The following is a 21,907-nucleotide window of genomic DNA, read 5'->3' as shown; positions in this document are numbered from 1 at the left end:
ACAGAGGGAGGGCGCCAAATCGGCGGCGGCATGCAATTCGTCTACCGCCGCCAGCGATAAACCCTCATCCGACTCCCCAACTACGCGACAACCGCCCTACGCACCGGAGCGCTTCCCAGCAGCACAACCATCCCGCCGAACACGCCGGACAGCACCGCCACCGCAACGAACGACCACAGCGCCACGGTGATCAGCCCCGGCACGAGCAGCGACGGCAGCACCAGCGACGCGAACGCGCAGGGAATGCGCGCGATGCCGAGAATCAGACTCTGTGCCTCGGCCGACACGGCCACGGGGAAGGTCTCCTGAGTCCACACCTTCGCGTTCATCTCTCCGGCGAAGTTGCAGAAGAACTGGAACAGCATCACGGCCACGGCGGTGAACAGCATCGACCCGCCGACGGCCATGATCACCATGGCCAGCATCTGGGCAAACGCGCCCGCCCAGAACAGCCGGTCACGCCACACACCCTTCGGCACGCGGCCATACGCCACGCCGCCCAGCACGCACAGCACCGCGGCGACGATGCCGACGACCATGGCCTGCGTCTGCGTGGCGTGCTGCGAGACGAGCAGATACGTCTGGAACTGGTTGATCGTGTTGGCCATGAGATTCCACATCACGTAGAACAGCGCGATCGCCGCGAACATCACCGCGTAGGGGCGGCCGGTCCGCACGTCGGCGGAACGCAGTACGTCGAGCATGCCCATTTCGGACTTCGCGGCCCCATCCGTCGACTCCGAGCGGTCCGCACGCGCCGCCGCTTCGCGATGCAGACGCGCGATGCGCGGATCGCACACACGCCACAATACGGTCAGCAGGGCGATCGCCGTGAGCACGCCGAATACGATGCGGGCGCCAAGGAATCCCAGCGGACTGACGATGAGCGCCAGCACATACGGGCACAGGATACCCGCCGACCACAGCACCTGGGTGCGGCTGACCAAGTGCGTCCTGCGCGACTCGTCCGGCACGTCATGGGTAATCACACTGAGCGACACCGGCAGATCGATGCCCACGGCGATGCCGGCCAGACCGATGCCGAACGCGAGCATGGCGAAGTTCGGCGAAACGGTGCAGGCGGCGAGCGCCGCGGCGCATACGACGACGTCGATGGTGAACGTACGGGTCAGACCGAGGCGCTGAGCGATGAATCCGCCGCAGAATGATCCGATGGCGAATGCGAATGTGAGGATGGCGGAGACGGCGCCCACCTGCGAGGCGTTGAGTCCCAGGCCTTCCCGCCAGAGCGCCAGGGTGGAGCTGAGGGCGAGGATCGTGCCGGATCCGAGGAACGAGCCGAGGCCTGCGGCGGTACCCAGTACGTTGTATGCGATGGCGTCCGCTTTTGCGTCGTTTCTCGTCGCCGTGCCGCCGCCGTTCGCCGCGGTATTGCCGCTCGCCGTGGCATTGGCGCCCGCCGTGGCATTGCCATTGTCGTAACGGTCGTCATGACGCATCGGATCGCGTGCGTCCACCACCCTGTTCATGATCCTGCCTTCCGCCGATCAGATGTTCGTCCGGGCATGCTTCGGCCCGGGTCTTTTTCAAAATCGGCATCAGCGTACCACCATCAGGAATTCATTCCCTATATATGGGATGCAATATTCGATAGGTCACATATCGTTGGCAGGCCTTCGGACCGTCGATCATTGGAAGCGCAACGATCGACGACGATTCCCCTGGTCCGCACCCATCGAACAAATGGGACGGGTGGCCGACTACAGCAGCACCAGATCGTCGCGGTGCACCAGCGGGTGCGCGTATTCCGCGCCGAGCAGCTTGCGCAGCTGCGCGGTGGTACGCCCCAGCGTGGCCGGCACCTCCTCCGAATCGAATCCGGAGATGCCCTTGGCCAGCTTGTTGCCCTGCTCGTCCACGATAAGCACCGGGTCGCCGGAGGAGAATTCGCCGCGCACGCCCACCACGCCGGCGGACAGCAGCGACGCGCGTCCCCCGAGAATCGCCTTGGCGGCGCCTTCGTCGGCCACGAGCGTGCCGCGCGGATCGGCGGCGAATCCGATCCACAGACGGCGCGACGTGCCACGATGCTTGATCGGCGCGAACACCGTGCCCACGCGGTCGCCCATCAGCGCCGGACCGGCGTTCGACGCGCAGGTGAGCACGGTCGGGATGCCGGAGACCGCGGCCACGCGTGCCGCCTCAAGTTTGGTGACCATGCCGCCGGTGCCCACGGACGATCCCGTGCCGCCAATACGCACGTCGTCCAACGCGTCGAGCACGTTCGGCACGTAATGGATCTGCCTGGCGCCGGGCTCACTCGGCGGGGCCGTGTACAGTCCGTCCACGTCGGTGAGCAGCACCAGGGCGTCGGCGCGCACGATGTTCGCCACGAGCGCGGACAGTCGGTCGTTGTCGCCGAATCGGATCTCGTTGCTGGCGAGCGCGTCGTTCTCGTTGACGATCGGTACCACGCCGAGTTCAAGTAGACGGTTGAGCGTGCGCTGTACATTGCGGTACTGCGTGGCCTGCACGGTGTCTCGCGCGGTGATGAGGATCTGTCCCACGCGCAGCCCGTAGCGGCTGAACGCGGATTCGTAGTGGCTCATGAGCAGTCCCTGGCCCACGGAGGCGGCGGCCTGCTGGGTGGCCACGTCGGTGGGGCGCGCGTCAAAGCCGAGCGGGCCGAAGCCGGAGGCGATGGCGCCGGAGGAGACGAGCACCACGCGGGCGTCCATGCGCACGGTCTGCGCGATGGCGGTGACGAGTCCGCGCAGTCGTTCGGGGTCGAGATGGCCGGAGCTGCCGCTGAGTGAGCTCGATCCCACCTTCACCACGATGGTGTGGGCTTCGGCGATGGCCCGTCTGACTTCGGCCTGCGACTGCGTGGACATATGCGCCTTCTGTTCTGTTGTGGTTGTTGCGTTACGTATTGCCCGTATTGCCGATGGCGTGCGCAGCGGATCGTCTCCGGCCGCGCACGTCATCGGAATCGGACGCTCGATGGAGGATTATTCGTTCTCCGAGTCGGTCTTGTCTCCGCCGCCGATCGTGCCGTCCTCGCGCAGACGGTCGATCAGGCTGGTCTTGTCCTCGGGATCGTCGAGCACGGTCGGGTCGGACCAGTGGCCGGCCTCGCGTTCGGCCTGCATGGCGGCGCGTACGGCGGCCTTCGCGTCCATCCACTCGTGGTATTCGCGACGGCGTTCGGCGTTGGTACGACGACGGGCACGACCATCGCTCTCCTGCAGTCGCAGATCCTGACCACGGCTGACCTGCGGGGTGCCGTCGAGCATCTCCGCGCCGGCCGCGATGGTCGGATCCCAGTCGAACGACACGGCACGATCACCGCGGCCGATGCGCACCTCGTCGCCCGCGTGGGCGCCCATCTTGCGCAGCGAATCCTCCACACCAAGCTTGGCGAGACGATCGGCAAGGTAGCCGACGGCCTCCTCGTTGTCGAAGTTGGTCTGACGCACCCAGCGTTCGGGCTTGTCGCCGGTGACGGTGAACCAGAAGTCGCCGTTGGCGTCCTGCTCACGTTCGATGTTGTAGTCGAAGCCGAGACCGCGCTCGTTGGCGCGACGACGGCGACGGGTGGTGTCCTCGAGCGGGCGGATGACCACGCGGGCCTCCTCCTCGGCCTTCTCCTGGGCACTCACGCGCTCGCGCATCTCGTCGACGATGTCCATGAGGGCGAAGGAGAGCTCCTTGAGACCCTCGTGCGACGCGGTGGACACGATGAACGTCTTGAGTCCGAGCTTTTCGAACTCGGGGCGCACGAATTCGGCCAGTTCCTTGGCCTCCGGCACGTCCACCTTGTTGAGCACGATGATGCGCGGACGGTCGGCGATCGGGATGGCACCGAGCGGCAGCTCCAGCTGGTCGGCGTAGATGGCGAGCTCCTTCTCAAGCGCCTCGTAGTCGGCCATGGGGTCGCGGTTCGGTTCGAGCGTGGCGCAGTCGATCACGTGCGCGATCACCTCGGTGCGTTCGATGTGACGCAGGAACTCGAGGCCCAGGCCCTTGCCCTGCGAGGCGCCGGGGATCAGTCCGGGCACGTCGGCCACGGTGAAGCGGCGGGATCCGGCCATCACGACGCCGAGGTTCGGCACGAGCGTGGTGAACGGGTAGTCGGCGATCTTCGGCTTGGCGGCGCTCATCGCGGCGATGAGGCTGGACTTGCCGGCGCTGGGGAAGCCCACGAGCGCCACGTCGGCGATGGACTTGAGCTCGAGCACCAGGTCGCGCTCCTCGCCGGGCTCGCCAAGCAGGGCGAATCCGGGGGCGCGGCGGGCGCGGTTGGCCAGCGAACGGTTGCCCAGACCGCCGGCACCGCCCTCGGCCGCCACGAAGCGGTCGCCGGGATGACGCAGATCGGCCAGCGGCTCGCCCGGCTTCTTCTGCTCGCCGGAGCCGCCCTTGGCGGTGAACACCACGGTGCCCACGGGCACGGGCAGGATCATATCCTCGCCGTTGCTGCCGTCCTTGTCGCCGCCCAGACCCTGGGTGCCGGAGGGGGCCGCACGATGCGGCAGGAATCGGAAGTCCAACAGACTGGTGGCGTTGGAGTCCGCCACGAAGATCACGGAGCCGCCACGGCCTCCGTCGCCGCCGTCGGGGCCGGCCAGCGGCTTGTACTTTTCCCTGCGGATCGACGCCGCGCCGTTTCCGCCGTCACCGCCCTTGACATGTACCGTAACTCGATCGACAAAATCACTCATACTTTCCTACCTTACCGACTGGGCTTGAGCGCCCTGCGCTCGTCTATCCCAGTCCATCGTTCTCCGTCTTTTCTGTAATATTTGGGGCGTCAACTTCCCGAATCTTGCTCTTTGGGGCGTCAACTTCCCGTTTTCGCGTCGTTTTTCGTCCATTTCGCGCCCCAAAGAGCGGGAAACGGGAAATCCGTGCCCCAAATCTCCGTAAAACGGCAGCTTCTCAACGTTCCGGCACGTTGGCGCACATTCGCTTCGCACCATTCCGTTCCCCGACGATACGTTCTACGTTGGGCATCATGATTCAACACCATTCATTGCAAACGCTCTTCACCGACGCCGAGCAGCGAAGACGCTGCGCCAATCCGGTCACGGCAACGGACATCAAAGCGATCATGCGTCGGCTCGACCCCCAACATGGCGAGGTCACACGCGTCTACCGCGGGCTATATGCCCGGACCGCGTACTGGAACACGCTCAATCGACTCGAGCAGGTTCGGCATATCGTCCGTTCTCTCGCCGTGCAGCACCCCGACTGGATATTCTGCGGCCCGACCGCGGCCATCATGCACGATCTGGACTGCTCATACCGGCTCGCGCTGCCCATACGCATTGTGGCCAGACCCGAAGATCATCAACGTTCATCCGCACAGCTGGCCCGATACACCATGTCCCATCCGGAAACAGAACTGATTCATGACATATCGGTTACCACCCTGCCGCGGACACTGTTCGACTGCGCGGCAAGACAACCGCTACGCTATGCTTTGGGTCCGCTGGATTCGGCGCTACGACAGGAACGAATCGATCGGGACGTGCTTCTCGCCTATCCGAGCACCGTCAGGTATTCCAGACGCCGTGCTGCCGTGAACCGCGCATTCAGCTTGGCTGATGGCCGCAGCGAGAACGGCGGCGAGTCCGAAGCCCGTGGCGTGCTAATCTCCATCGGGCGATCTCCGACCGATATCCAGACGGAGTACCCATGTCTGACATATTCCACGCGGAAGCATCGCGTGGATTTCCTTTGGAAGCGCCGGGATGGAAGTCTGATAGTCGGCGAGTTTGATGGCACCAGAAAATATGTGGACCCGACGATGACGTCGCGCCGCACCATTCAGGAGATAGTGGATGATGAGCGCGAACGTCAACGGTGCTTGGAGCGGCAGGGAATCCGCATAATCCGCATGTACTACGACGACCTGAACAATCCGAATCGTCTGGCACAGCGCCTTGACGCCGCAGGAGTTCCCCGCCAAGGAGACAACGACGCGTCTGCCTCGTAGAATGGCGAACTCCAAGGTTTTTAGGGCACGGATTTCCCGTTTTCCGCTCTTTGGGGCGCGAAATGGACGAAAATCGACTCAAAATCGGGAAGTTAACGCCCCAAAAAGCCGATTCCGGGAAGTCAACGCCCCAAATTGCGCGAAACGATGACGCGGGCACGTGTAGCCGTACGCATGCAAAAGGGCCGCGGCCATGCGATGAGGCATGGGACGCGGCCCTTGAACGTCTGTGTCAGCCGAGCTGACGATCAGCGCCGAAATCAGGCGGCGATGACGTCGACGACCTTGCGGTCACGACGAACGCCGAACTTCACGGTGCCGTCGGTCAGAGCGAACAGCGTGTGGTCCTTGCCGAGGCCCACGTTGTGGCCCGGGTGGAAGCCGGTGCCGCGCTGACGCACGATGATGTTACCGGCGATGACGGCTTCGCCGCCGAACTTCTTCACACCGAGGTACTGAGGATTCGAATCGCGACCGTTGCGTGAGCTGGACGCACCCTTCTTATGTGCCATTTGATTTGTCCTTTCGAGTTAATAAACGCTTAAAAGCTTGGGGAAGCTCAGGCGATCGCGGTGATCTTCACCACGCTCAGCGGCTGACGGTGACCCTTGCGACGGGCAACGCCGGTCTTGTTCTTGAACTTCTGGATGTTGATCTTCGGGCCCTTGGCCTCATCGTCGATGACTTCACCCTTGACGGTGACCTGAGCCAGATCCTTGGCGGCGACGGTCACGTTGGCACCGTCGACGAGCAGGGCGACGGGGAACTCCACCGTCTCACCCTTCTTGGCAGCGAGACGGTTGACGATGATCTCGTCGCCGACCTCGACCTTTTCCTGATGGCCGCCGGCCTTAACAATAGCGTACATAGCCCTACCTTGCCTGTATTTGCCTGTATATAAAGCTGTTTGTCGTCTAGCAAACACGCCCCACAAACAGGCATAGCTAGACACCGACTGTCTAATCTACACAACACGCCCGACTTTCGCAACTCCGCCGTGCGTTTCTTGGGTTTTGAGGGGCGTGGGGATGGAACCGGAGAGGACGGACAGTCGGCGTCCTCTCCAGTTTTGCTCGCTCGCGTGGTCTGAGCCCCGGTCGGAGTTTGGGACTCCCCTCAGTCCGCCAGGCGGCGGACAGCTCGTCCGGCAAGAATGGACAGCCTGCCGGCCGCGCCCTCTTGGCTCGCCTGTCGTCTCGCCTGAGCCCTAAAAACGCCACTAGCGTTTTTTAACGGGCTCAGCCTCCCCAGGAGGGGAGCCTAAGGATGGAGCTACTCCTTGGTCTCTTCGGCGGCAGCCTGCGCAGCTGAGCCGTCAAGCGGACAGTCCAGTGGACTGTCCGTAGGCGAAGGGAGCACCCCGCCAAGGGGTGCGACGGCGGCTGCGCCAACCCAAGGAGACCGAGAACCTTACTCCTTGGTCTCTTCGGCGGCAGCTTGCGCAGCCGCTGCGATCTGGGCGAGCTTGGCCTTCACGTCGGGCGTGGAGCCCTTGGGCAGGGCCGGATCCTCCTTGGGCTTGGGGATCGTGGTGCCCTGGTTGTGCTTGTTCGTCTTGATGAACGGATCACCGCCCTTGAGCGCATACGGATCGTCATACGACGCCGACACGATCGGCTCGTCGTGCAGGATGAATCCGCGGCCCTTGCAGGTGGGGCACTCCTCGGAGAACGCCTCAACCAGGCCCTGACCCACGCGCTTGCGGGTCATCTGCACCAAACCCAGCGACGTGACCTCAGCCACCTGGTGCTTGGTGCGGTCGCGCGCCAGGCATTCGACGAGTCGACGCAGCACAAGGTCGCGGTTGGCGGGCATCACCATGTCCACGTAGTCAATCATGATCATGCCGCCGATGTCGCGCAGACGCAGCTGGCGGGCGATCTCCTCGCTGGCCTCCAGGTTGCATCGCGTGACCGTCTCCTCGAGCGACTTGCCCTTGCCGATGAACCGGCCGGTGTTCACGTCGATCGTGGTCATGGCCTCGGTGCGGTCGATAACGAGCGAACCGCCGGACGGCAGGTACACCTTGCGTTCCATGCCCTTGCGCAGCTGGCTGTCGATACGCCACTGGTCGAACACGTCACGGCCGTTGTGCTCTTCCGGATCCCACTTCTCGAGCTTGTCCTGCAGGTCGGGGGCCATGGTCTCCAGGTATTCCTTGATGCGCTCGTAGACCTTGTCGCCCTCCACGACGAGCTTGTTGAAGTCGTCGTTGAAGATGTCGCGCACCACGCGGATCGCCACGTCGGGCTCGCCCTGCAGCAGCTTCGGACGCTTGGAGTTGCGGGCCTTCTTCTCGGCCTCCTGCACGTGCTCCCACTGGTGGGTGAGCGTCTCCAGATCCTTTTCGATGGCCTCCTTGGATGCGCCCTCGGCGGCCGTGCGGATGATCACGCCCATCTCGCTCGGTGCGATCTTGGACACGATGGACTTCAGGCGGGCGCGCTCACGCTCGGGCAGCTTGCGGCTCACGCCGGTCATGCCGCCGGACGGCACGAGCACCAGGAATCGGCCGGCGAGCGTGACCTGCGAGGTCAGTCGGGCGCCCTTGTGACCGATCGGATCCTTGGTCACCTGCACGAGCACCGGATCGCCGGACTTGAACGCCAGCTCGATGCGGCGCGGCTGGCCGTCAAGACGGGTGGTGTCCCAGTTGACCTCGCCCGCATACAGCACGCCGTTGCGCGGCTGGCCGATGTCGACGAACGCGGCCTCCATGCTCGGCAGCACGTTCTGCACGCGGCCGAGGTAGATGTTGCCGACGGTCGACACCTCCTGGATGTCGGACACGTAGTGTTCCACGAGGATCGAATCCTCGATCACGGAGATCTGGGTGTGCTTCTCCTTCTCGCGCACCACCATGAGACGGTTCACGTTCTCGCGGCGGGCGAGGAAGTCCTGCTCGAGCAGCGTGGACTGACGGGAGCGGTCGCGGCGGTTGTCGCGACGGCGCTGCTTCTTGGCCTCGAGTCGCGTGGAGCCCTCGATGTCGGTGATCTCGTCGATGTACTGCTGCTTGCGGCTGCGACGGATGCGCGGCTCCTCATGCGCCTCGGCATCGCCCTTGGCACGGCGGCGACGACGGCGACGCGTGACAGTGCCGTCCTCCTCGTCCTCCTCGCGATCACGGTCGCGCTCATGCTCGCCCATGCGCTCGGAAACGGCGCTGGCGGCACGCTCGCGGCGTGCGTGCGCGGACTCACCGTCGGACGAATCAGATCCGCGGCGACGGCGACGACGGGAACGGGTCTCGCCGGCGTTGTCGTCGGAGTCATCGGACGAACCGGTCTCCACGTCGATCGGCGTGTACGAGATGTCGTCGTATTCGAGATCCTGTTCGATCTGCTCCACCTCGGCGGCGGCACGACGCTCCTGCGCGTTGAGTCGGCGGGAACGACGAGAACGACGGGACTCGCCGGCCTCGTCATCGGCGTCGCGATTGTCGCGGTCGCGATCGTCATGATCGGCATCACGACGGGAGTCACGATCATCACGATCGTCATCGGCACGATCAGAACGGCGGGACTGTTCGTCACGGTTCTCGTCATGATCACGATCGGCACGACGGCGACGACGGCGACGGGTAAGGGTCTGCTCCTCGGCGCCGTGCTCGTTCTCCGCGTCGCGGTTCTCGCGGTTCTCGTGATCGTCGCGATCGGCGTCGTCCGCGGCCGGTTCGGCCGGACGCACGGTCGGCAGCACGGGCTCGCGGAACAGCAGCGACGTCATCGGGCGCACGGCCGGGCTGGCGGCCTTGGGCTCGGACGACTCATGCGACGAGAACTCGGGCAGGTCGGCGTTGCGCTTGGCGGATCCGCGACGGATCTCGTGCAGATCGGCCTCGATGCCCTTGTCGGTAAACAGTTCGTCGGCGAGCGCCTTGATGCGGGCCTTGCGTTCGTGGTCGACGGCGGGTTCGGCCTGCCTGACAGCGCGGCGACGCGTACGGGTGCGCGTCGGCTGCGTTTCCTCACGATCGGCGTGTGCCGTGTGCTCGGCGAGAGCGTCGCGATCGCTGTCGGACGCGGCAGCTGCGGCCACCTGTCCCGGAGCGTCGACGACGGCTGCCGCGGAAGCGGTCTGAGCGGGAGCGGACTTCTTTTCGTCGACTGGATCGCCGGCCTTGGCGGTGGATTCCACCTTCACCGGCAGCTTGGTGCCGGCGGCGCCGGCGGCACGCACCACGCGTCGACCACCACGACGACGGCGCGGAGCGGGAGCGAACACGGATGCAGGCGATGCGGCAGCGGCCGAACCGGTGTCGGACGCATTCGCGCCACTCGTATCTCCGGCGTTCTCCGACACTGCGGACGGGGCGATATGGGCAGTATTGACTGCGGCGGCGTCAACGCCGTCGTGATTTTCAGTTGTCACGATTCTCCTTGAAGGCATGCTGCATCACGCCTTGTTCCACCCTGCGTCAGTCTGTCAACACCGCACTCTCACTACGGCCGCGTACGAACACGCCACTGCACAGGCACTACAAAAGTCTTCATTTGCGAGGAACGGACACCGTCGCTTCCGGCGCGTCAAGTGGTTGTCCATGCGCCACGGAAGGGGATCGACGTTCATCACACATCGGTGGTAATGCAGAACCACCGTCTTTAAGTATGGCACAAACTGCCGGACAGCGTGTCCGAATAGTCCCGATGACGTTATCGATGACTTCGGAGTGCATGACCGCCCGGCAGTCCGTCCGCTTCGCTGCGGTCGGCGATGCGCGATGACACACGCACGGCACGTCTCGCGCACTCGCGCACTCACGTACTTGCGCACGTTGACGCGCCGCGTATGGCGTCCGACGTTTCCGCTCAGCGGCGCAGCCACTCCTCGAGGATGTCGGCGAGCGTGGTGAGCTGGGATTCGGGGATCTGCTCGTCGTGCTTGTGCGCGAGCAGCGGATCGCCGGCGCCCAGGTTCACGGCGGGGATGCCGAGCTGTGAGAAGCGCGCCACGTCGGTCCAGCCGAGCTTGGCGAGCGGATCACGGCCGGTACGTTCGCGCACGAGCGCGGCCAGCGACTGTGCGAGCGGCGTATCCATGCCGGGGCGGGCGGACGGCGATTCGTCCTTCATCTCGATGCCGAAGCCCTCGAACACGCCGGCCGTGGCCGTGTGCTCGCCGTTGCCGAGTTCGGCGCCCGCGTCCGCGCCGATCATCAGCGCCTTGGCCTCGGCGAGCGTCTTGTCGGGCGCGAAACGGTAGTTCACGTGGATGCGGCATTCGTCGGGGATCACGTTGGTGCCCTTGCCGCCGTTGATGAGCGTGGCGTTCAGACCCTCGCGGTAGTCGAGTCCGTCCACGTTCACGGTGGCCGGCTCGTACGCGTTGAGCCGGTTGAGCACTTCGGCGGCCTTGTGGATGGCGTTGCTGCCCATCCACGCGCGGGCGGAGTGCGCGGCCACGCCATGGCAGATCACGTCGAAGCGGATCGTGCCATTGCAGCCGCCCTCGATGCCGCAGCTGGTGGGTTCGCCGATGATCGCGAAGTCGCCGCGCACCCATTCGGGGTGGGTCTCCACCACCTTGCGCAGACCGTTCTTCGACGCCTCCACCTCCTCGTGATCGTAGAAGATGTAGGTCAGATCGTAGTTGGTGGCGTCTTCGGTGAGCGTGGCGGCCAGGTAGAGCATCACCGCGTCGGACGGCTTCATGTCGGTGGCGCCGCGGCCCCACAGCACACGCTCGCCGGGATTGTTCTCGGTAATTTCGGCGCGGATGAGCGGGTCGCCGGGCTGCAGCCAGCGCGGCGGGAAGTTGTCGATCACGGGCACGGTGTCGATGTGTCCGGCCAGCAGCACGCGCTTCGGCTTGCCGTATTCCGTGGACGCGACCACGGTGTCGCCGTGACGGTGCACGGTGAGGTGCGGCAGGGCGTTCAGGTAGCGTTCCACGGCGTCGGCGAGCGGGCCTTCGCTGTCGCTCACCGAGTATTCGTTCATGATCTGTTCCAGCAGCGCGTTGAGGGCCTCGTTGCGGGAGGCGTTCGCGTCGAATCCAAGCTCAATCGTCATACGCCCCATGGTAACGGCAGCGGCGGGCGGAAAGGGGTGTTCGTCCGCGGATGGGGATGAGGTCCCTCCCTCAGTCGCGCCGGCGCGCGACAGCTCCCTCCCATGGAGGGAGCACACCCCTAATGGCCTCGTGCTCCCTCCGTGGGGAGGGAGCTGGCCGGCGCAGCCGGACTGAGGGAGGGACACTCCCCCGCCAGCCGCCCGCTGTCCATCCCTTCTCAGCACAGGTGCCAGGTGGTGCGGTGGTATTCGGTGGGGCCGTGCTTGGCGATGGCGGCGCGGTGCGGCACCGACCCGTAGCCCTTGTTGCTGGCCCAGCCGTATGCCTCGTATTCGGGGTGGGCGGCGGCCAGGTCCTCGATCAGATGGTCTCGCGTCACCTTGGCGATCACCGCGGCGGCGGCCACGCTGGCGCACTGCCGGTCGCCTTTAACCACGGTGGTCATGGCGATCGGTTTGAGCAGTTCCGGCGCGTCGAACGAGTTGACGACGGGTGTGATGTAGTCGTTCGGGCCGTCGAGGATGCCGGCCACGCGCAATTCGTCGGCCTTGATCCGCACGTCGGGCTCCTCACCGCCGATGTCGCCGATCGTGCCGTGCCAGGCGGGCGAGATGCCCTGGCGGCTTACGGCCTTGGCCACGGCAGTGCCGACACCCAGATCGGTGTGGTCGCCGGTGATCAGCATCGTCTCGATCTCGTTGAGCGCGCGCACGGCGGCCACGCCCAGCGCGTATACGATGCCCCATTCATCGATTTCACGGGCGCTCACCGATCCCACGGCCCACGCGGCGGACCATGCCTTGAGCGGTTCGAGCAACGACTGGCGGCGTACTTCGGTGAGCATTTTGGAGTCGGCCACGCCGGTGGGCACGGTCCAGTCATCGACGTCTCGTGTGAGCAGTGCGGCGGCGCCAACCATGGCAGGGCCGGCGAGCGAGCCGCGGCCGACTTCGTCGAATCCGACGATCAGCGAGTATCGTTTGCGTGCCAGGGCTTTTTCGCGGTCGAGCGTGGGGGCCAGACGCGGGACGACGGTAGCCATTACTTCGCTCCTTCCACTCCCCCGACGTTCGCGAACGCGTCGTCGGGCCTGTTCAGAACATTCCAGTGAGAGATCGGCCAGTAGACGGCGAACGCCACGCTCTGCACGTCGTTGATGGGGACGAGCCCGTGGTCGCCGTCGCCTTGGTGGACGCGCGAGTCGGCGGAGTTGGAACGGTTGTCTCCCATGACGAACAGGTGGTTTTCGGTTACGGTCACGTTGAATTCGTAGTCGCTGGGGTTCACGCCCGCGCGGATGAATTCGGAGTCGTCGATCGCGTGGCCGTTGACGGTGACGGGCTGTCCGGCGCCGGCGCAGGCCACGGTGTCGCCGGGCAGGCCGATGACGCGTTTGATGAGCAGGTCGCTTGACGTGGTTTCACCCAGCCAGTTGTTCGGGTCCTTGAAGATGACGATGTCGCCGCGTTTGATGGAGAAGAATTTCGGCGTGAGTTTGCTGGCGACGACGCGGTCGCCCACCTGCAGGGTGGTGTCCATGGATGCGGAGGGGATCTCGTATACGCCGATGATGAACAGGCGGAGGAACAGTACGATGACGAGCGGGATGCCGGCCCAGACGAGCAGATCGCGCAGGGTCATGCGTTCGGATTCCGCTGGTGTCTGGTTGGTGTGATCCGTCTGGATGCCGGTCATATGCGGTGTTCCCCTTTGTCGAGTTCGTACGGCTGTTCAGATTCTACCGCGTCGGTTTTCCATGTTTCCGTAAGCGGTCCGGCGCTGGGGAACGGACGCGGCGTCGTGACGGAGAGACACGCAAGAGGGTTCTCCCTCCACGGGAGGGAGATGTCACGGCGTGCCGTGACAGAGGGAGGGGTTCTAGGCTGGTTGGCTGTACCCTCCCTCAGCCCGACTTCGTCGGACAGCTCCCTCCCAAGGAGGGAGCACAGGGGAAAAATGCAGGAAGGCCCGGGACCTCGTCGGGGAGGTTCCGGGCCTTCTGTTGCTTATTGCTGCACCGTGCTCTGCAACGCTATGCGTTGTGCGCGATGTGCGGAAGGAGCCTGAACTCAGGCGGCCTTCTGGCTGTTGTCGCGACGCTCGACGATACGAGCGGCCTTGCCGCGCAGGGAGCGCAGGTAGTACAGCTTGGCGCGACGCACCTTGCCCTTGCGGACCAGTTCGATGGAATCGATGACCGGGGAGTGCAGCGGGAAGCGACGCTCCACACCGACGCCGAAGCTGATCTTGCGGACCACGAAGGTCTCACGCACGCCGGCGCCCTGACGAGCGATGACCACGCCCTGGAACGCCTGGATACGGGAGTTGTTGCCTTCCTTGATGTTCACGTTCACCTTGACGGTGTCGCCGGGACGGAAAGCCGGGATGGACTCGGCCGGCTTCAGGTGCTTGGCGTCGAACGCTTCGATGGCATTAACCATGATGTTTCCTCCATTGCCGCCGCATATCAGCGCAAGTCGGGGGAAGATGGGCCACGGCTTGCGCCTCTGGCGGCATCCTCCAAAATTCGGTATCCCGTCGGGTCTGCCCTCGGGGAGCGTGCCGATCCGATCGCTAGGGTCTGGACCTGTTGAGACGCGAATCTATGCGGCAATCCCCGTCTCGGCACAACTCTTCCATTATACGCGCATGCCGGACGACGTGCAGTTCGTCGTCCGGCATGGTGGTTGGGGTCTGCGGTCGATCACCTCATCAGTCGGCTACCGCCGACAGCGTCCCCTCAAGGGGAAGCCGGCTTCGCTGACCAAAGGCGCAAAGCGGATTACACTCCGTCCTCAAAACCCTAAAAATAAATGACGCGTGTGTCAACGGCCGTCCGAAGGCGCAGACGTACAGAGGTACTTCAAGCCTGAGGAAAGGCCGTTGACACTCCGTTCCGCAAAATTCCTAAAAATAAATGACGCGTGTGTCTTCAAGGCGCAGAAGGCGAAGGCGTACGAAGGTACGTCGAGTCTTCTGTAACGCAGAAGACACTCCGTCATTTATTTTTCTTCGTGGTAGGACTTTTCGGTGTTCACATTCCACACATTGCGCTTGGAGGTGCGGCCGGACTTGATGTTGCCGACGGCCTCGATGGCAGTGCCCATGGAGTGGTCCATGTTGTTGTAGTGGTGCTGGCCGTTGCGGCCGACGCAGTAGAGGTTGCCGAAGGAGTCGAGGTATTCGACGAGCTCGTCCATCTGGGAGTAGGTGTCGAAGTAGGCGGGGTAGGCCTTCTTGACCTTTTCGCGGTGGGTGTCGAGGACGTCGTTGGGGCTGGCGATGACCTTCATGCGGACCATTTCGTTGATGGCGAATTTGATGCATTCGTCTTCGCTCATGTTCCAGAAGCGGTCGCCTTCGTCGCAGAAGTATTCGAGGCCGATCCAGACGGTGTCGTCGACGTCCTGAACCAGGTAGGGGCTCCAGTTGTTGAAGACCTGGATGCGGCCGACGGTGAAGCCGGGGTCCTGGACGTAGATCCAGCAGTCGGGGACGATGGGCGGGTTGCCGAGGGTGGGGATGTTGGTGGTGTTGCGCAGGCGGAGTCGCTTGACGAGGAGGCCGACGGTGACGAAGTCGCGGTAGGGCAGGCCGTTGGCGATGTGCTTCATGTCGGAGGGGACGACGGCGGCCTGGGCGGCGGCTTCGGCGGTTTCGTCCTTGGTGGCGGCGTCGAGGGCGTTGACGAGGTCCTTGACGGGCATGGAGGAGATGAACTGGTCGGCGGTGAGTTCGGTGCGGTTGCCTTCGGAGTCGGCGTAGACGACGGAGGAGATGCGTCCGGCGTCCTGGCGGACCTCGACGACGGTGGCGTCGGTGAGGACGCGCACGCCGGCCTGTTCGCAGTTGCGTTCGACGGTCTCCCAGAGCTGGCCGGGACCGTACTTGGGGTACCAGAACTCTTCGATGAGGGAGGTTTCGACTTCCTTGTTGCTGCGCTTCTTGGGCAGCAGCTTGGAGAAGGCGTTCTTGAGGACGCCGAGGATGGAGAGTCCCTTGACGCGCTGGGCGCCCCAGTCGGCGGAGATCTGGGAGGGGTGACGTCCCCAGAGCTTTTCGGTGTAGCCCTCGAAGAACATGGAGTAGAGCTTGCGGCCGAAGCGGTTGATGTAGAAGTTCTCGAGGTTGTCTTCGGGAAGCTTGTGGAAGATCGACTTGAGGTAGCTGAAGCCGGCCTGCATGGTGACGACGAAGCCCATGGCCTTGAAGGTGGCGGGCTTGAGCGAGATCGGGTAGTCGAAGAATCGGCCGCCGTAGAAGATGCGGGAGACGCGGTGGCGCTTGAGCATCACTTCGTCGGTGACTTCGGGGTCGGGGCCGCCGGGCTCGAGGTCGTGGTGTCGTCCGAGCTTCTTGTCGTCGTAGCTGGGGGCGCCCTGCAGCGGCAGGACGTTCTTCCACCAGTCCATGATGCGCTCGTCCTTGGAGAAGAAACGGTGGCCGCCGATGTCCATGCGGTTGCCGTTGTGCTTCACGGTGCGGGAGATGCCGCCGAATTCACGGCTGGACTCCAGCACGGTCACGTCGTAGTTTTCGGAGCCGCCATCCTTGATGAGCTCCCAGGCCGCGGTCAGGCCGGCCGGGCCACCGCCGATGATCACAACCGACTTCTTTTCTGCCACGTCATACTCCCTTACAGATGCGTTTTCGTGGTGTCTGCTCGTGCAGATCATGCATGTCATGCGTATCCATGCACGCCTGTGCATGCGCATAAACTCAAAGCGGCACCACTCTACTGCAATCCCGGGAGACGAACCGCACATCGCGAATGTGCACACACATTCTTTGCGGGACGGGAACGGGGCAGGAACGGAAAAGAGCCGGGAACAAGCACGCGCCGGAACCCGAATGGGGCTCCGGCGCGAATCGTTCATATGCCGACGATCAGATCGGTGCACATCATTCGATGTGCGCGTCAGCCGATGTCGTCGGGGATGTCGATGTCGGTCTTCTGGACCTCCTCGACGTTCACGTCCTTGAACGTGACGATGCGTACGTTGGTCACGAATCGGCTGGGACGGTACACGTCCCACACCCACGCGTCGGTGAGCTGCACGTCGAAGTACACGTCCTGCCCGGCCGAGCGCACATTGAAGTCCACCTTGTTGGCCAGGTAGAAACGTCGTTCGGTCTCCACCACGTAGGTGAACAGCTTGATCACATCGCGGTATTCGCGATACAACGCCAGTTCCGCATCGGTCTCGTAGTTGTCGAGATCTTCAGCGCTCATTTATCACTCCCTCGCGAACGGTTGCCCAGGTTGCGCCACCAGGCGCGCTTCGACCGTTCGGCTCCTTCTTCGTCACGGTTGGAATACGGCCACACGGTCTGCTCGTCGCTTGCGGTCTTGCCCGCCTTGCCGGTGCCGCCCTTGCCGCGCGTCGTCTTGTCTTCGTCGTCGTCACCCAGAATCAGGTTGGCGAGCCCGCTCATCATACCGTCTTCTTCACGACGTTCGCTGTCGGTCTCACCGGCGCCGCCCTGATTGACCTCGATGGCGAGCGAGTGTTCGCGGGCGGCGAGCGCCTCGCGCACGCCGGGGTTGTCCTCGATCAGGTGCATGCCGAACGCGTCGAGCGAACGGATCGGATCGTATTCGTCGACGAGCGTGCCGAGGACGATCTGGTCCTGGTAGCGCTGGTTGGCGTCGTCCCACAGTGCGTGGCGGGACGTGCCTTCGAGCATGAAGCCGAGGGACTGGTAGACGCTCAGCGAGCGCGTGTTCTTCTCGGGCACGGCCACCCAGATGCGGTGCAGGCCGAGTCCGGCGGGTTCGGGGGCGAATCCGTAGGTCATGACGCGGGGCATGGCGTCGCGCGAGTAGCCGCGGCCGCGGTAGTCCTTGCCGAGCATCACCTGGATGCGGGCGGACTTGGCCCAGCTGTCGATGTCGATCAGGAAGATCATGCCGATGACCTTGCTGCGGTCGTCGGGATTGTCGTCGTCGGGGTTGGAGTCGGCGAGTACGGACCATGCGATGGTGCGGCGGGATTCGGGGTCTCCCACGCCGGATTCGGCGGGTGACTGTCCCTTGCCCCATGCCACGGAGCGACCGACCCACGTGTGGACCAGTGCGCGTTCCGCCTGCTCGTCCTTGCCGGTGATGCCGGATGCGTTGTAGAACGCCTGCAGTTCGTCCATCTGGGTCAGGTCCTCGATGGTAGCGGGACGCAGCTGCACCATCTCGCCCTTGATCTCCGGGATGTCGAGACGGCTCGGAAGGGTGCGTCCGACCTTCGCCTCGGCGTTGGCTTCGGCGGCGGCGTACTGCTCAGCGGTGTTCACTGTATCTGATGACATTGGTCGCTTTCTCATCGGTTGTCGGTCTCGTCCGACCTCGTTCAGTTGTCTGCCTCGTTCAGGTTGCTGTTCCGTCCACAATGACAGATTCCCCGCGTATAGGATACACGGGGAATCTGCTCTGTGGTAGCGAGTCGCATGGTTTTCACAGTCACTTTTCAGGTTGTGACTGTGGGCCGCGCTCGCCTGTCGGCTCGTCTGAACTCTGAAGACGCCTCTGGCGTTTTCTTAGCGGGTTCAGCCCTTGACCTTGCTCATGACGATCTTGGTCACGGCCTTGGCGTCGGCCTGGCCACGGGTCGCCTTCATCACGGCGCCGATGATCACGCCCATCGGCTTCATGTTGCCGCTCTTGAGCTTTTCGGCCACGTCCGGGTTGGCGGCGAGCGCCTCGTCCACGGCGGCCTCGATGGCTCCCGTGTCCTCGACGATCTTGTAGCCGTGCTTCTTGACGACCTCGTCGGGCGTGCCTTCACCGGCGAGCACGCCGGCGACGGTCTGCTTGGCGAGCTTGTCGTTGAGCTTGCCGGAGGCGATGAGCTTCTCCACTTCGGCCACGTCGGCCGGGGTGATCGGCAGCTCCTCGAGGCTGACTTCCTTCTTGTTGGCTTCGCGGCTCAGCTCGCCCAGCCACCACTTGCGGGCGCCGGCGGCCTTGGCTCCGGCCTTCACGGTCTCTTCGATCAGGTCGAGGGCGTCGGCGTTGATGATGTCGCGCATCTGCAGGTCGGAGAGTCCCCATTCCTTCTGCAGGCGGTTGCGGCGCTCGCGCGGCATCTCCGGCATTTCGGCGGCGATCTCGGCGATGTGCTCCTTGGTGATGTGCAGCATCACGAGGTCGGGGTCCGGGAAGTAGCGGTAGTCGTCGGCGTCGGTCTTCAGACGGCCGCCGGCGGTGGTCTGCGTGGACTCGTCCCAGTGGCGGGTCTCCTGCAGGATCTCCTTGCCTTCGTCGAGGCGGGCGGCCTGACGGCGGATCTCGTACGTGATGGTCTTTTCGATGCCGCGGAACGAGTTGACGTTCTTGGTCTCGGAACGGGTGCCGTACGGGTCGGACGGGCTCGGGCGCAGCGACACGTTCACGTCGGCGCGCATGTTGCCCTGCTCCATGCGGGCGTGGCTGATGTTGAGGGCGCGCACGATGTCGCGCAGCGTGCGCATGTAGGCGCCGGCGATCTCGGCGGCGCGGTCGCCCACGCCTTCGATCGGCTTGGTGACGATCTCGATCAGCGGCACGCCGGCGCGGTTGTAGTCGACCAGCGAGTGGTCGGCGCCTTCGATACGGCCGTCGGCGCCACCGATGTGGGTGTTCTTGCCGGCGTCGTCCTCGATGTGCGCGCGCTCGATCGGCACGCGGAAGATGCTGCCGTCGTCGAGCTCGACGTCGAGGTAGCCGTTGCCGTTGGTCGGCTTGTCGTACTGGGAGATCTGGTAGTCGCGCGGCATGTCCGGGTAGAAGTAGTTCTTGCGGGCGAACTGGCTCCACTCGGCGATCTCGCAGTGCAGGGCGAGGCCCAGCTTGATGGCGTAGTCCACGGCGGTCTTGTTGATCACCGGGAGGCTGCCGGGCAGGCCCAGGGAGACCGGGGTCAGCTGGGTGTTGGGCTCGCCGCCGAATTCGATGTGGGCGGGGCAGAACAGCTTGGTGTTCGTGCTCAGCTCAACGTGGGTTTCCAGACCGATGACCGGATCGTACTTCTTGACGGCCTCGGAGAATTTCATGAGTTTTTCTGCCATTATCTGCTCCTAATGCGCGCTTTCAGTCGGCCAGCCAGGGGGTGTTGAGCTTGTTCCAGATCGGGCCGCCCCACTGGTTCTCCAGCGCGGCTTCGAGGGCTGCGGCCGGCTTGTACATCTTCTCGTCCTGCATCTGCGGGGCGAAGAACTGGAAGCCGACGGGCATGCCGTCGTCGCCGAGGCCGGCGGGGATGCTCATGGCCGGGACGCCGCCCATGTTGGCGGGGATGGTGGTCACGTCGCCGAGGTACATGGTGATCGGGTCGGCGGTCTTCTCGCCGAACTTGAAGGCGGTGGTCGGGGCGGTCGGGGACACGAGCACGTCGACCTTCTCGAACGCGTTCTTGAAGTCCTCGATCACGAGGGTGCGCACCTTCTGGGCGCTGCCGTACCAGGCGTCGTAGTAGCCGGCGGACAGGGCGTAGGTGCCGAGGATGATGCGGCGCTTGACCTCGTCGCCGAAGCCGGCCTCACGCGTGTAGGCCATCATGTTGGCGGCGGTCTGGGGCACGTCGGCCGGCGGCATGACGCGCAGGCCGTAGCGCATGCCGTCGTAGCGGGCCAGGTTGGAGCTCACCTCGGACGGCATGATGATGTAGTAGGCGCCCAGTGCGGCCGGGAAGTGCGGGCAGGAGACCTCGACGACCTCGGCGCCCATGCCTTCGAGCAGCTTGACGGACTCGTTGAAGCGGGCTTCGACGTCGGCCTGGAAGCCGTCGCCGGACAGCTCCTTGACGAGGCCGACCTTCAGGCCGGTCAGGTCCATCTTCAGGCCTTCGCGGGCGGCGGCGACCACCGGCGGGACCTCGCGCGGGATGGAGGTGGAGTCACGCTTGTCGTGACCGCCGATCACCTCGTGCAGCAGGGCGGAGTCGAGCACGGTGCGGGAGACCGGGCCGATCTGGTCGAGCGAGGAGGCCATGGCGATGGCGCCGAAACGGCTCACGCCGCCGTAGGTGGGCTTCACGCCGACGGTGCCGGTGAAGGCGCCGGGCTGACGGATGGAGCCGCCGGTGTCGGTGCCGAGGGCGATCGGGGCCTCGAACGCGCCGACCGCGGAGGCGGAGCCGCCGCCAGAGCCGCCGGGCACGCGCTCGGCATCCCACGGGTTCTTGGTGGTCTTGTAGGCGGAGTGCTCGGTGGAGGAGCCCTGGGCGAACTCGTCGAGGTTGGTCTTGCCGAGGATCGGCATGCCGGCAGCCTTGATCTTGGAGATCACGGTGGCGTCGTACGGCGGGACCCAGCCTTCGAGGATCTTGGAGGCGGCGGTGGTCTCGATGCCCTTGGTCACGATCATGTCCTTGATCGCGATCGGCACGCCGGCCAGCTCGGGCAGGCCCTCGGTCTCGCCCTTGGCGTTCTTGGCGTCGAAGGCGTCGGCCTCGGCGAGCGCGGATTCGGCAGCCACCTTGAGGAAGGCGTCCACGGTGGGCTCGGCCTTGTCGATCACGGCCAGATGGGCTTCGGTCAGCTCGCGGCTGGAGACTTCCTTGGCCTTGAGCTTGGCCGCCATCTCGGCGGCGGAAAGCTTCACCAGTTCAGTTGCGTTAGTCATGAGGTTTCGTTTCTCCCCTTGTTATTCCTGGATGCGCGGGGCCACGAACATGCCGGCCTCGGTCTTGGGACCGCCGGCAAGGGCTTCGGCCTGGGTCAGCGGGGTTTCGGCCACGTCGGGACGCAGGTAGGCCTCGAGCGGAACCGGGTTTGCGGTGGGCTGCACGTCGGGGCCGGCCACCTTCTGCACTTCGTTGATGGAGTCGGCGATGACGTTCAGTTCGCCCTGGAGTCGGGTGATTTCCTCGTCAGTGAGCGCAATTCGGGCAAGATCACCCAAATGCACGATTTCTTCACGTGAAAAAGTAGGCATGCCCTTCACTATAAGTGCCGTAT

Annotated in this window: 17 protein-coding genes; 1 reads left to right on the top strand and 16 read right to left on the bottom strand. The window is 64.5% G+C overall.

The window, feature by feature from the left end; genetic code table 11:
• Nucleotides 1-80: 80 nt before the first annotated feature.
• From Tam10B_RS07265 to obgE, 3 genes are all read right to left on the bottom strand, one after another.
• Nucleotides 81-1,490, bottom strand: coding sequence for an MFS transporter (locus Tam10B_RS07265; RefSeq protein ID WP_093960586.1), 1,410 nt, complete (start codon nt 1,488-1,490; stop codon nt 81-83).
• A 231-nt stretch (nt 1,491-1,721) separates the two neighbouring features.
• Nucleotides 1,722-2,855, bottom strand: coding sequence for a glutamate 5-kinase (gene proB, locus Tam10B_RS07260; protein ID WP_093960585.1), 1,134 nt, complete (start codon nt 2,853-2,855; stop codon nt 1,722-1,724).
• A 117-nt stretch (nt 2,856-2,972) separates the two neighbouring features.
• Entirely contained in the window at nt 2,973-4,685 is a 1,713-nt protein-coding gene (gene obgE, locus Tam10B_RS07255) for a GTPase ObgE (RefSeq protein WP_093960584.1), read from the bottom strand.
• Nucleotides 4,686-4,978: 293 nt separating this feature from the next.
• Between obgE and Tam10B_RS07250 the strand changes: the two genes are divergently transcribed.
• Nucleotides 4,979-5,962: a CTP synthase gene (locus tag Tam10B_RS07250; RefSeq protein WP_093960583.1), complete on the top strand. Its 984-nt coding sequence runs from the start codon at nt 4,979-4,981 to the stop codon at nt 5,960-5,962.
• Nucleotides 5,963-6,222: 260 nt separating this feature from the next.
• Here the strand turns inward: Tam10B_RS07250 and rpmA are convergent, their stop codons facing one another.
• The 13 genes from rpmA to gatC form a co-directional block, all read right to left on the bottom strand.
• Nucleotides 6,223-6,474, bottom strand: a complete 252-nt coding sequence (gene rpmA / locus Tam10B_RS07245; RefSeq protein WP_093960582.1) for a 50S ribosomal protein L27 — start codon at nt 6,472-6,474, stop codon at nt 6,223-6,225.
• Nucleotides 6,475-6,521: 47 nt separating this feature from the next.
• Entirely contained in the window at nt 6,522-6,830 is a 309-nt protein-coding gene (gene rplU / locus Tam10B_RS07240) for a 50S ribosomal protein L21 (RefSeq protein ID WP_093960581.1), read from the bottom strand.
• A 542-nt stretch (nt 6,831-7,372) separates the two neighbouring features.
• Nucleotides 7,373-10,354 carry an Rne/Rng family ribonuclease gene (locus tag Tam10B_RS07235; protein ID WP_093960580.1) on the bottom strand — a complete coding sequence of 994 codons (2,982 nt, stop codon included), beginning with the start codon at nt 10,352-10,354 and terminating at the stop codon, nt 7,373-7,375.
• A gap of 419 nt (nt 10,355-10,773) precedes the next feature.
• Entirely contained in the window at nt 10,774-11,976 is a 1,203-nt protein-coding gene (gene dapE, locus Tam10B_RS07230; protein ID WP_093960579.1) for a succinyl-diaminopimelate desuccinylase, read from the bottom strand.
• Between the two features lie 218 nt (nt 11,977-12,194).
• Nucleotides 12,195-13,019: a ribonuclease HII gene (locus Tam10B_RS07225; protein ID WP_093960578.1), complete on the bottom strand. Its 825-nt coding sequence runs from the start codon at nt 13,017-13,019 to the stop codon at nt 12,195-12,197.
• Nucleotides 13,019-13,672 (bottom strand): signal peptidase I, encoded by a 654-nt coding sequence (lepB, locus tag Tam10B_RS07220; protein WP_198947553.1) that lies wholly within the window; start codon nt 13,670-13,672, stop codon nt 13,019-13,021. Before lepB ends, Tam10B_RS07225 begins: the two co-directional genes overlap by 1 nt.
• Nucleotides 13,673-14,046: 374 nt before the next feature.
• Nucleotides 14,047-14,418, bottom strand: a complete 372-nt coding sequence (gene rplS / locus Tam10B_RS07215) for a 50S ribosomal protein L19 (RefSeq protein ID WP_093960577.1) — start codon at nt 14,416-14,418, stop codon at nt 14,047-14,049.
• Nucleotides 14,419-14,979: 561 nt separating this feature from the next.
• Nucleotides 14,980-16,602, bottom strand: a complete 1,623-nt coding sequence (locus Tam10B_RS07210) for an NAD(P)/FAD-dependent oxidoreductase (RefSeq protein ID WP_093960576.1) — start codon at nt 16,600-16,602, stop codon at nt 14,980-14,982.
• Between the two features lie 293 nt (nt 16,603-16,895).
• Complete coding sequence (locus tag Tam10B_RS07205) at nt 16,896-17,210, bottom strand: DUF2469 domain-containing protein (protein ID WP_093960575.1); 315 nt, start codon at nt 17,208-17,210, stop codon at nt 16,896-16,898.
• The gene (locus tag Tam10B_RS07200; RefSeq protein ID WP_233133647.1) at nt 17,207-18,163 is read right to left on the bottom strand and encodes a GNAT family N-acetyltransferase; all 957 of its coding nucleotides are present in this window, start codon (nt 18,161-18,163) and stop codon (nt 17,207-17,209) included. The genes Tam10B_RS07205 and Tam10B_RS07200 overlap by 4 nt, the downstream gene beginning before the upstream one ends.
• 354 nt (nt 18,164-18,517) lie before the next feature.
• The gene (gene gatB / locus Tam10B_RS07195; protein ID WP_093960573.1) at nt 18,518-20,017 is read right to left on the bottom strand and encodes an Asp-tRNA(Asn)/Glu-tRNA(Gln) amidotransferase subunit GatB; all 1,500 of its coding nucleotides are present in this window, start codon (nt 20,015-20,017) and stop codon (nt 18,518-18,520) included.
• A 22-nt stretch (nt 20,018-20,039) separates the two neighbouring features.
• The gene (gene gatA / locus Tam10B_RS07190; RefSeq protein WP_093960572.1) at nt 20,040-21,572 is read right to left on the bottom strand and encodes an Asp-tRNA(Asn)/Glu-tRNA(Gln) amidotransferase subunit GatA; all 1,533 of its coding nucleotides are present in this window, start codon (nt 21,570-21,572) and stop codon (nt 20,040-20,042) included.
• A gap of 21 nt (nt 21,573-21,593) precedes the next feature.
• Nucleotides 21,594-21,884 (bottom strand): Asp-tRNA(Asn)/Glu-tRNA(Gln) amidotransferase subunit GatC, encoded by a 291-nt coding sequence (gene gatC / locus Tam10B_RS07185; RefSeq protein WP_093960607.1) that lies wholly within the window; start codon nt 21,882-21,884, stop codon nt 21,594-21,596.
• Nucleotides 21,885-21,907: the final 23 nt, after the last annotated feature.

The sequence above is a fragment of the Bifidobacterium vansinderenii genome, assembly GCF_002234915.1.
GTDB classification, from domain to species: domain Bacteria; phylum Actinomycetota; class Actinomycetes; order Actinomycetales; family Bifidobacteriaceae; genus Galliscardovia; species Galliscardovia vansinderenii.
The sequence above is the reverse complement of the archived record's forward strand: the minus strand, read 5'-3'. Positions and strand labels throughout refer to the sequence as shown.

What these genes read in the sequence shown, in the direction of transcription:
- Tam10B_RS07265 (WP_093960586.1), bottom strand. Translation starts at nt 1,490, where the DNA reads ATGAACAGGGTGGTGGACGCACGCGATCCGATGCGTCATGACGACCGT.
- proB (WP_093960585.1), bottom strand. Translation starts at nt 2,855, where the DNA reads ATGTCCACGCAGTCGCAGGCCGAAGTCAGACGGGCCATCGCCGAAGCC.
- obgE (WP_093960584.1), bottom strand. Translation starts at nt 4,685, where the DNA reads ATGAGTGATTTTGTCGATCGAGTTACGGTACATGTCAAGGGCGGTGAC.
- Tam10B_RS07250 (WP_093960583.1), top strand. Translation starts at nt 4,979, where the DNA reads ATGATTCAACACCATTCATTGCAAACGCTCTTCACCGACGCCGAGCAG.
- rpmA (WP_093960582.1), bottom strand. Translation starts at nt 6,474, where the DNA reads ATGGCACATAAGAAGGGTGCGTCCAGCTCACGCAACGGTCGCGATTCG.
- rplU (WP_093960581.1), bottom strand. Translation starts at nt 6,830, where the DNA reads ATGTACGCTATTGTTAAGGCCGGCGGCCATCAGGAAAAGGTCGAGGTC.
- Tam10B_RS07235 (WP_093960580.1), bottom strand. Translation starts at nt 10,354, where the DNA reads ATGCCTTCAAGGAGAATCGTGACAACTGAAAATCACGACGGCGTTGAC.
- dapE (WP_093960579.1), bottom strand. Translation starts at nt 11,976, where the DNA reads ATGACGATTGAGCTTGGATTCGACGCGAACGCCTCCCGCAACGAGGCC.
- Tam10B_RS07225 (WP_093960578.1), bottom strand. Translation starts at nt 13,019, where the DNA reads ATGGCTACCGTCGTCCCGCGTCTGGCCCCCACGCTCGACCGCGAAAAA.
- lepB (WP_198947553.1), bottom strand. Translation starts at nt 13,672, where the DNA reads ATGACCGGCATCCAGACGGATCACACCAACCAGACACCAGCGGAATCC.
- rplS (WP_093960577.1), bottom strand. Translation starts at nt 14,418, where the DNA reads ATGGTTAATGCCATCGAAGCGTTCGACGCCAAGCACCTGAAGCCGGCC.
- Tam10B_RS07205 (WP_093960575.1), bottom strand. Translation starts at nt 17,210, where the DNA reads ATGAGCGCTGAAGATCTCGACAACTACGAGACCGATGCGGAACTGGCG.
- Tam10B_RS07200 (WP_233133647.1), bottom strand. Translation starts at nt 18,163, where the DNA reads ATGGTGCAGCTGCGTCCCGCTACCATCGAGGACCTGACCCAGATGGAC.
- gatB (WP_093960573.1), bottom strand. Translation starts at nt 20,017, where the DNA reads ATGGCAGAAAAACTCATGAAATTCTCCGAGGCCGTCAAGAAGTACGAT.
- gatA (WP_093960572.1), bottom strand. Translation starts at nt 21,572, where the DNA reads ATGACTAACGCAACTGAACTGGTGAAGCTTTCCGCCGCCGAGATGGCG.
- gatC (WP_093960607.1), bottom strand. Translation starts at nt 21,884, where the DNA reads ATGCCTACTTTTTCACGTGAAGAAATCGTGCATTTGGGTGATCTTGCC.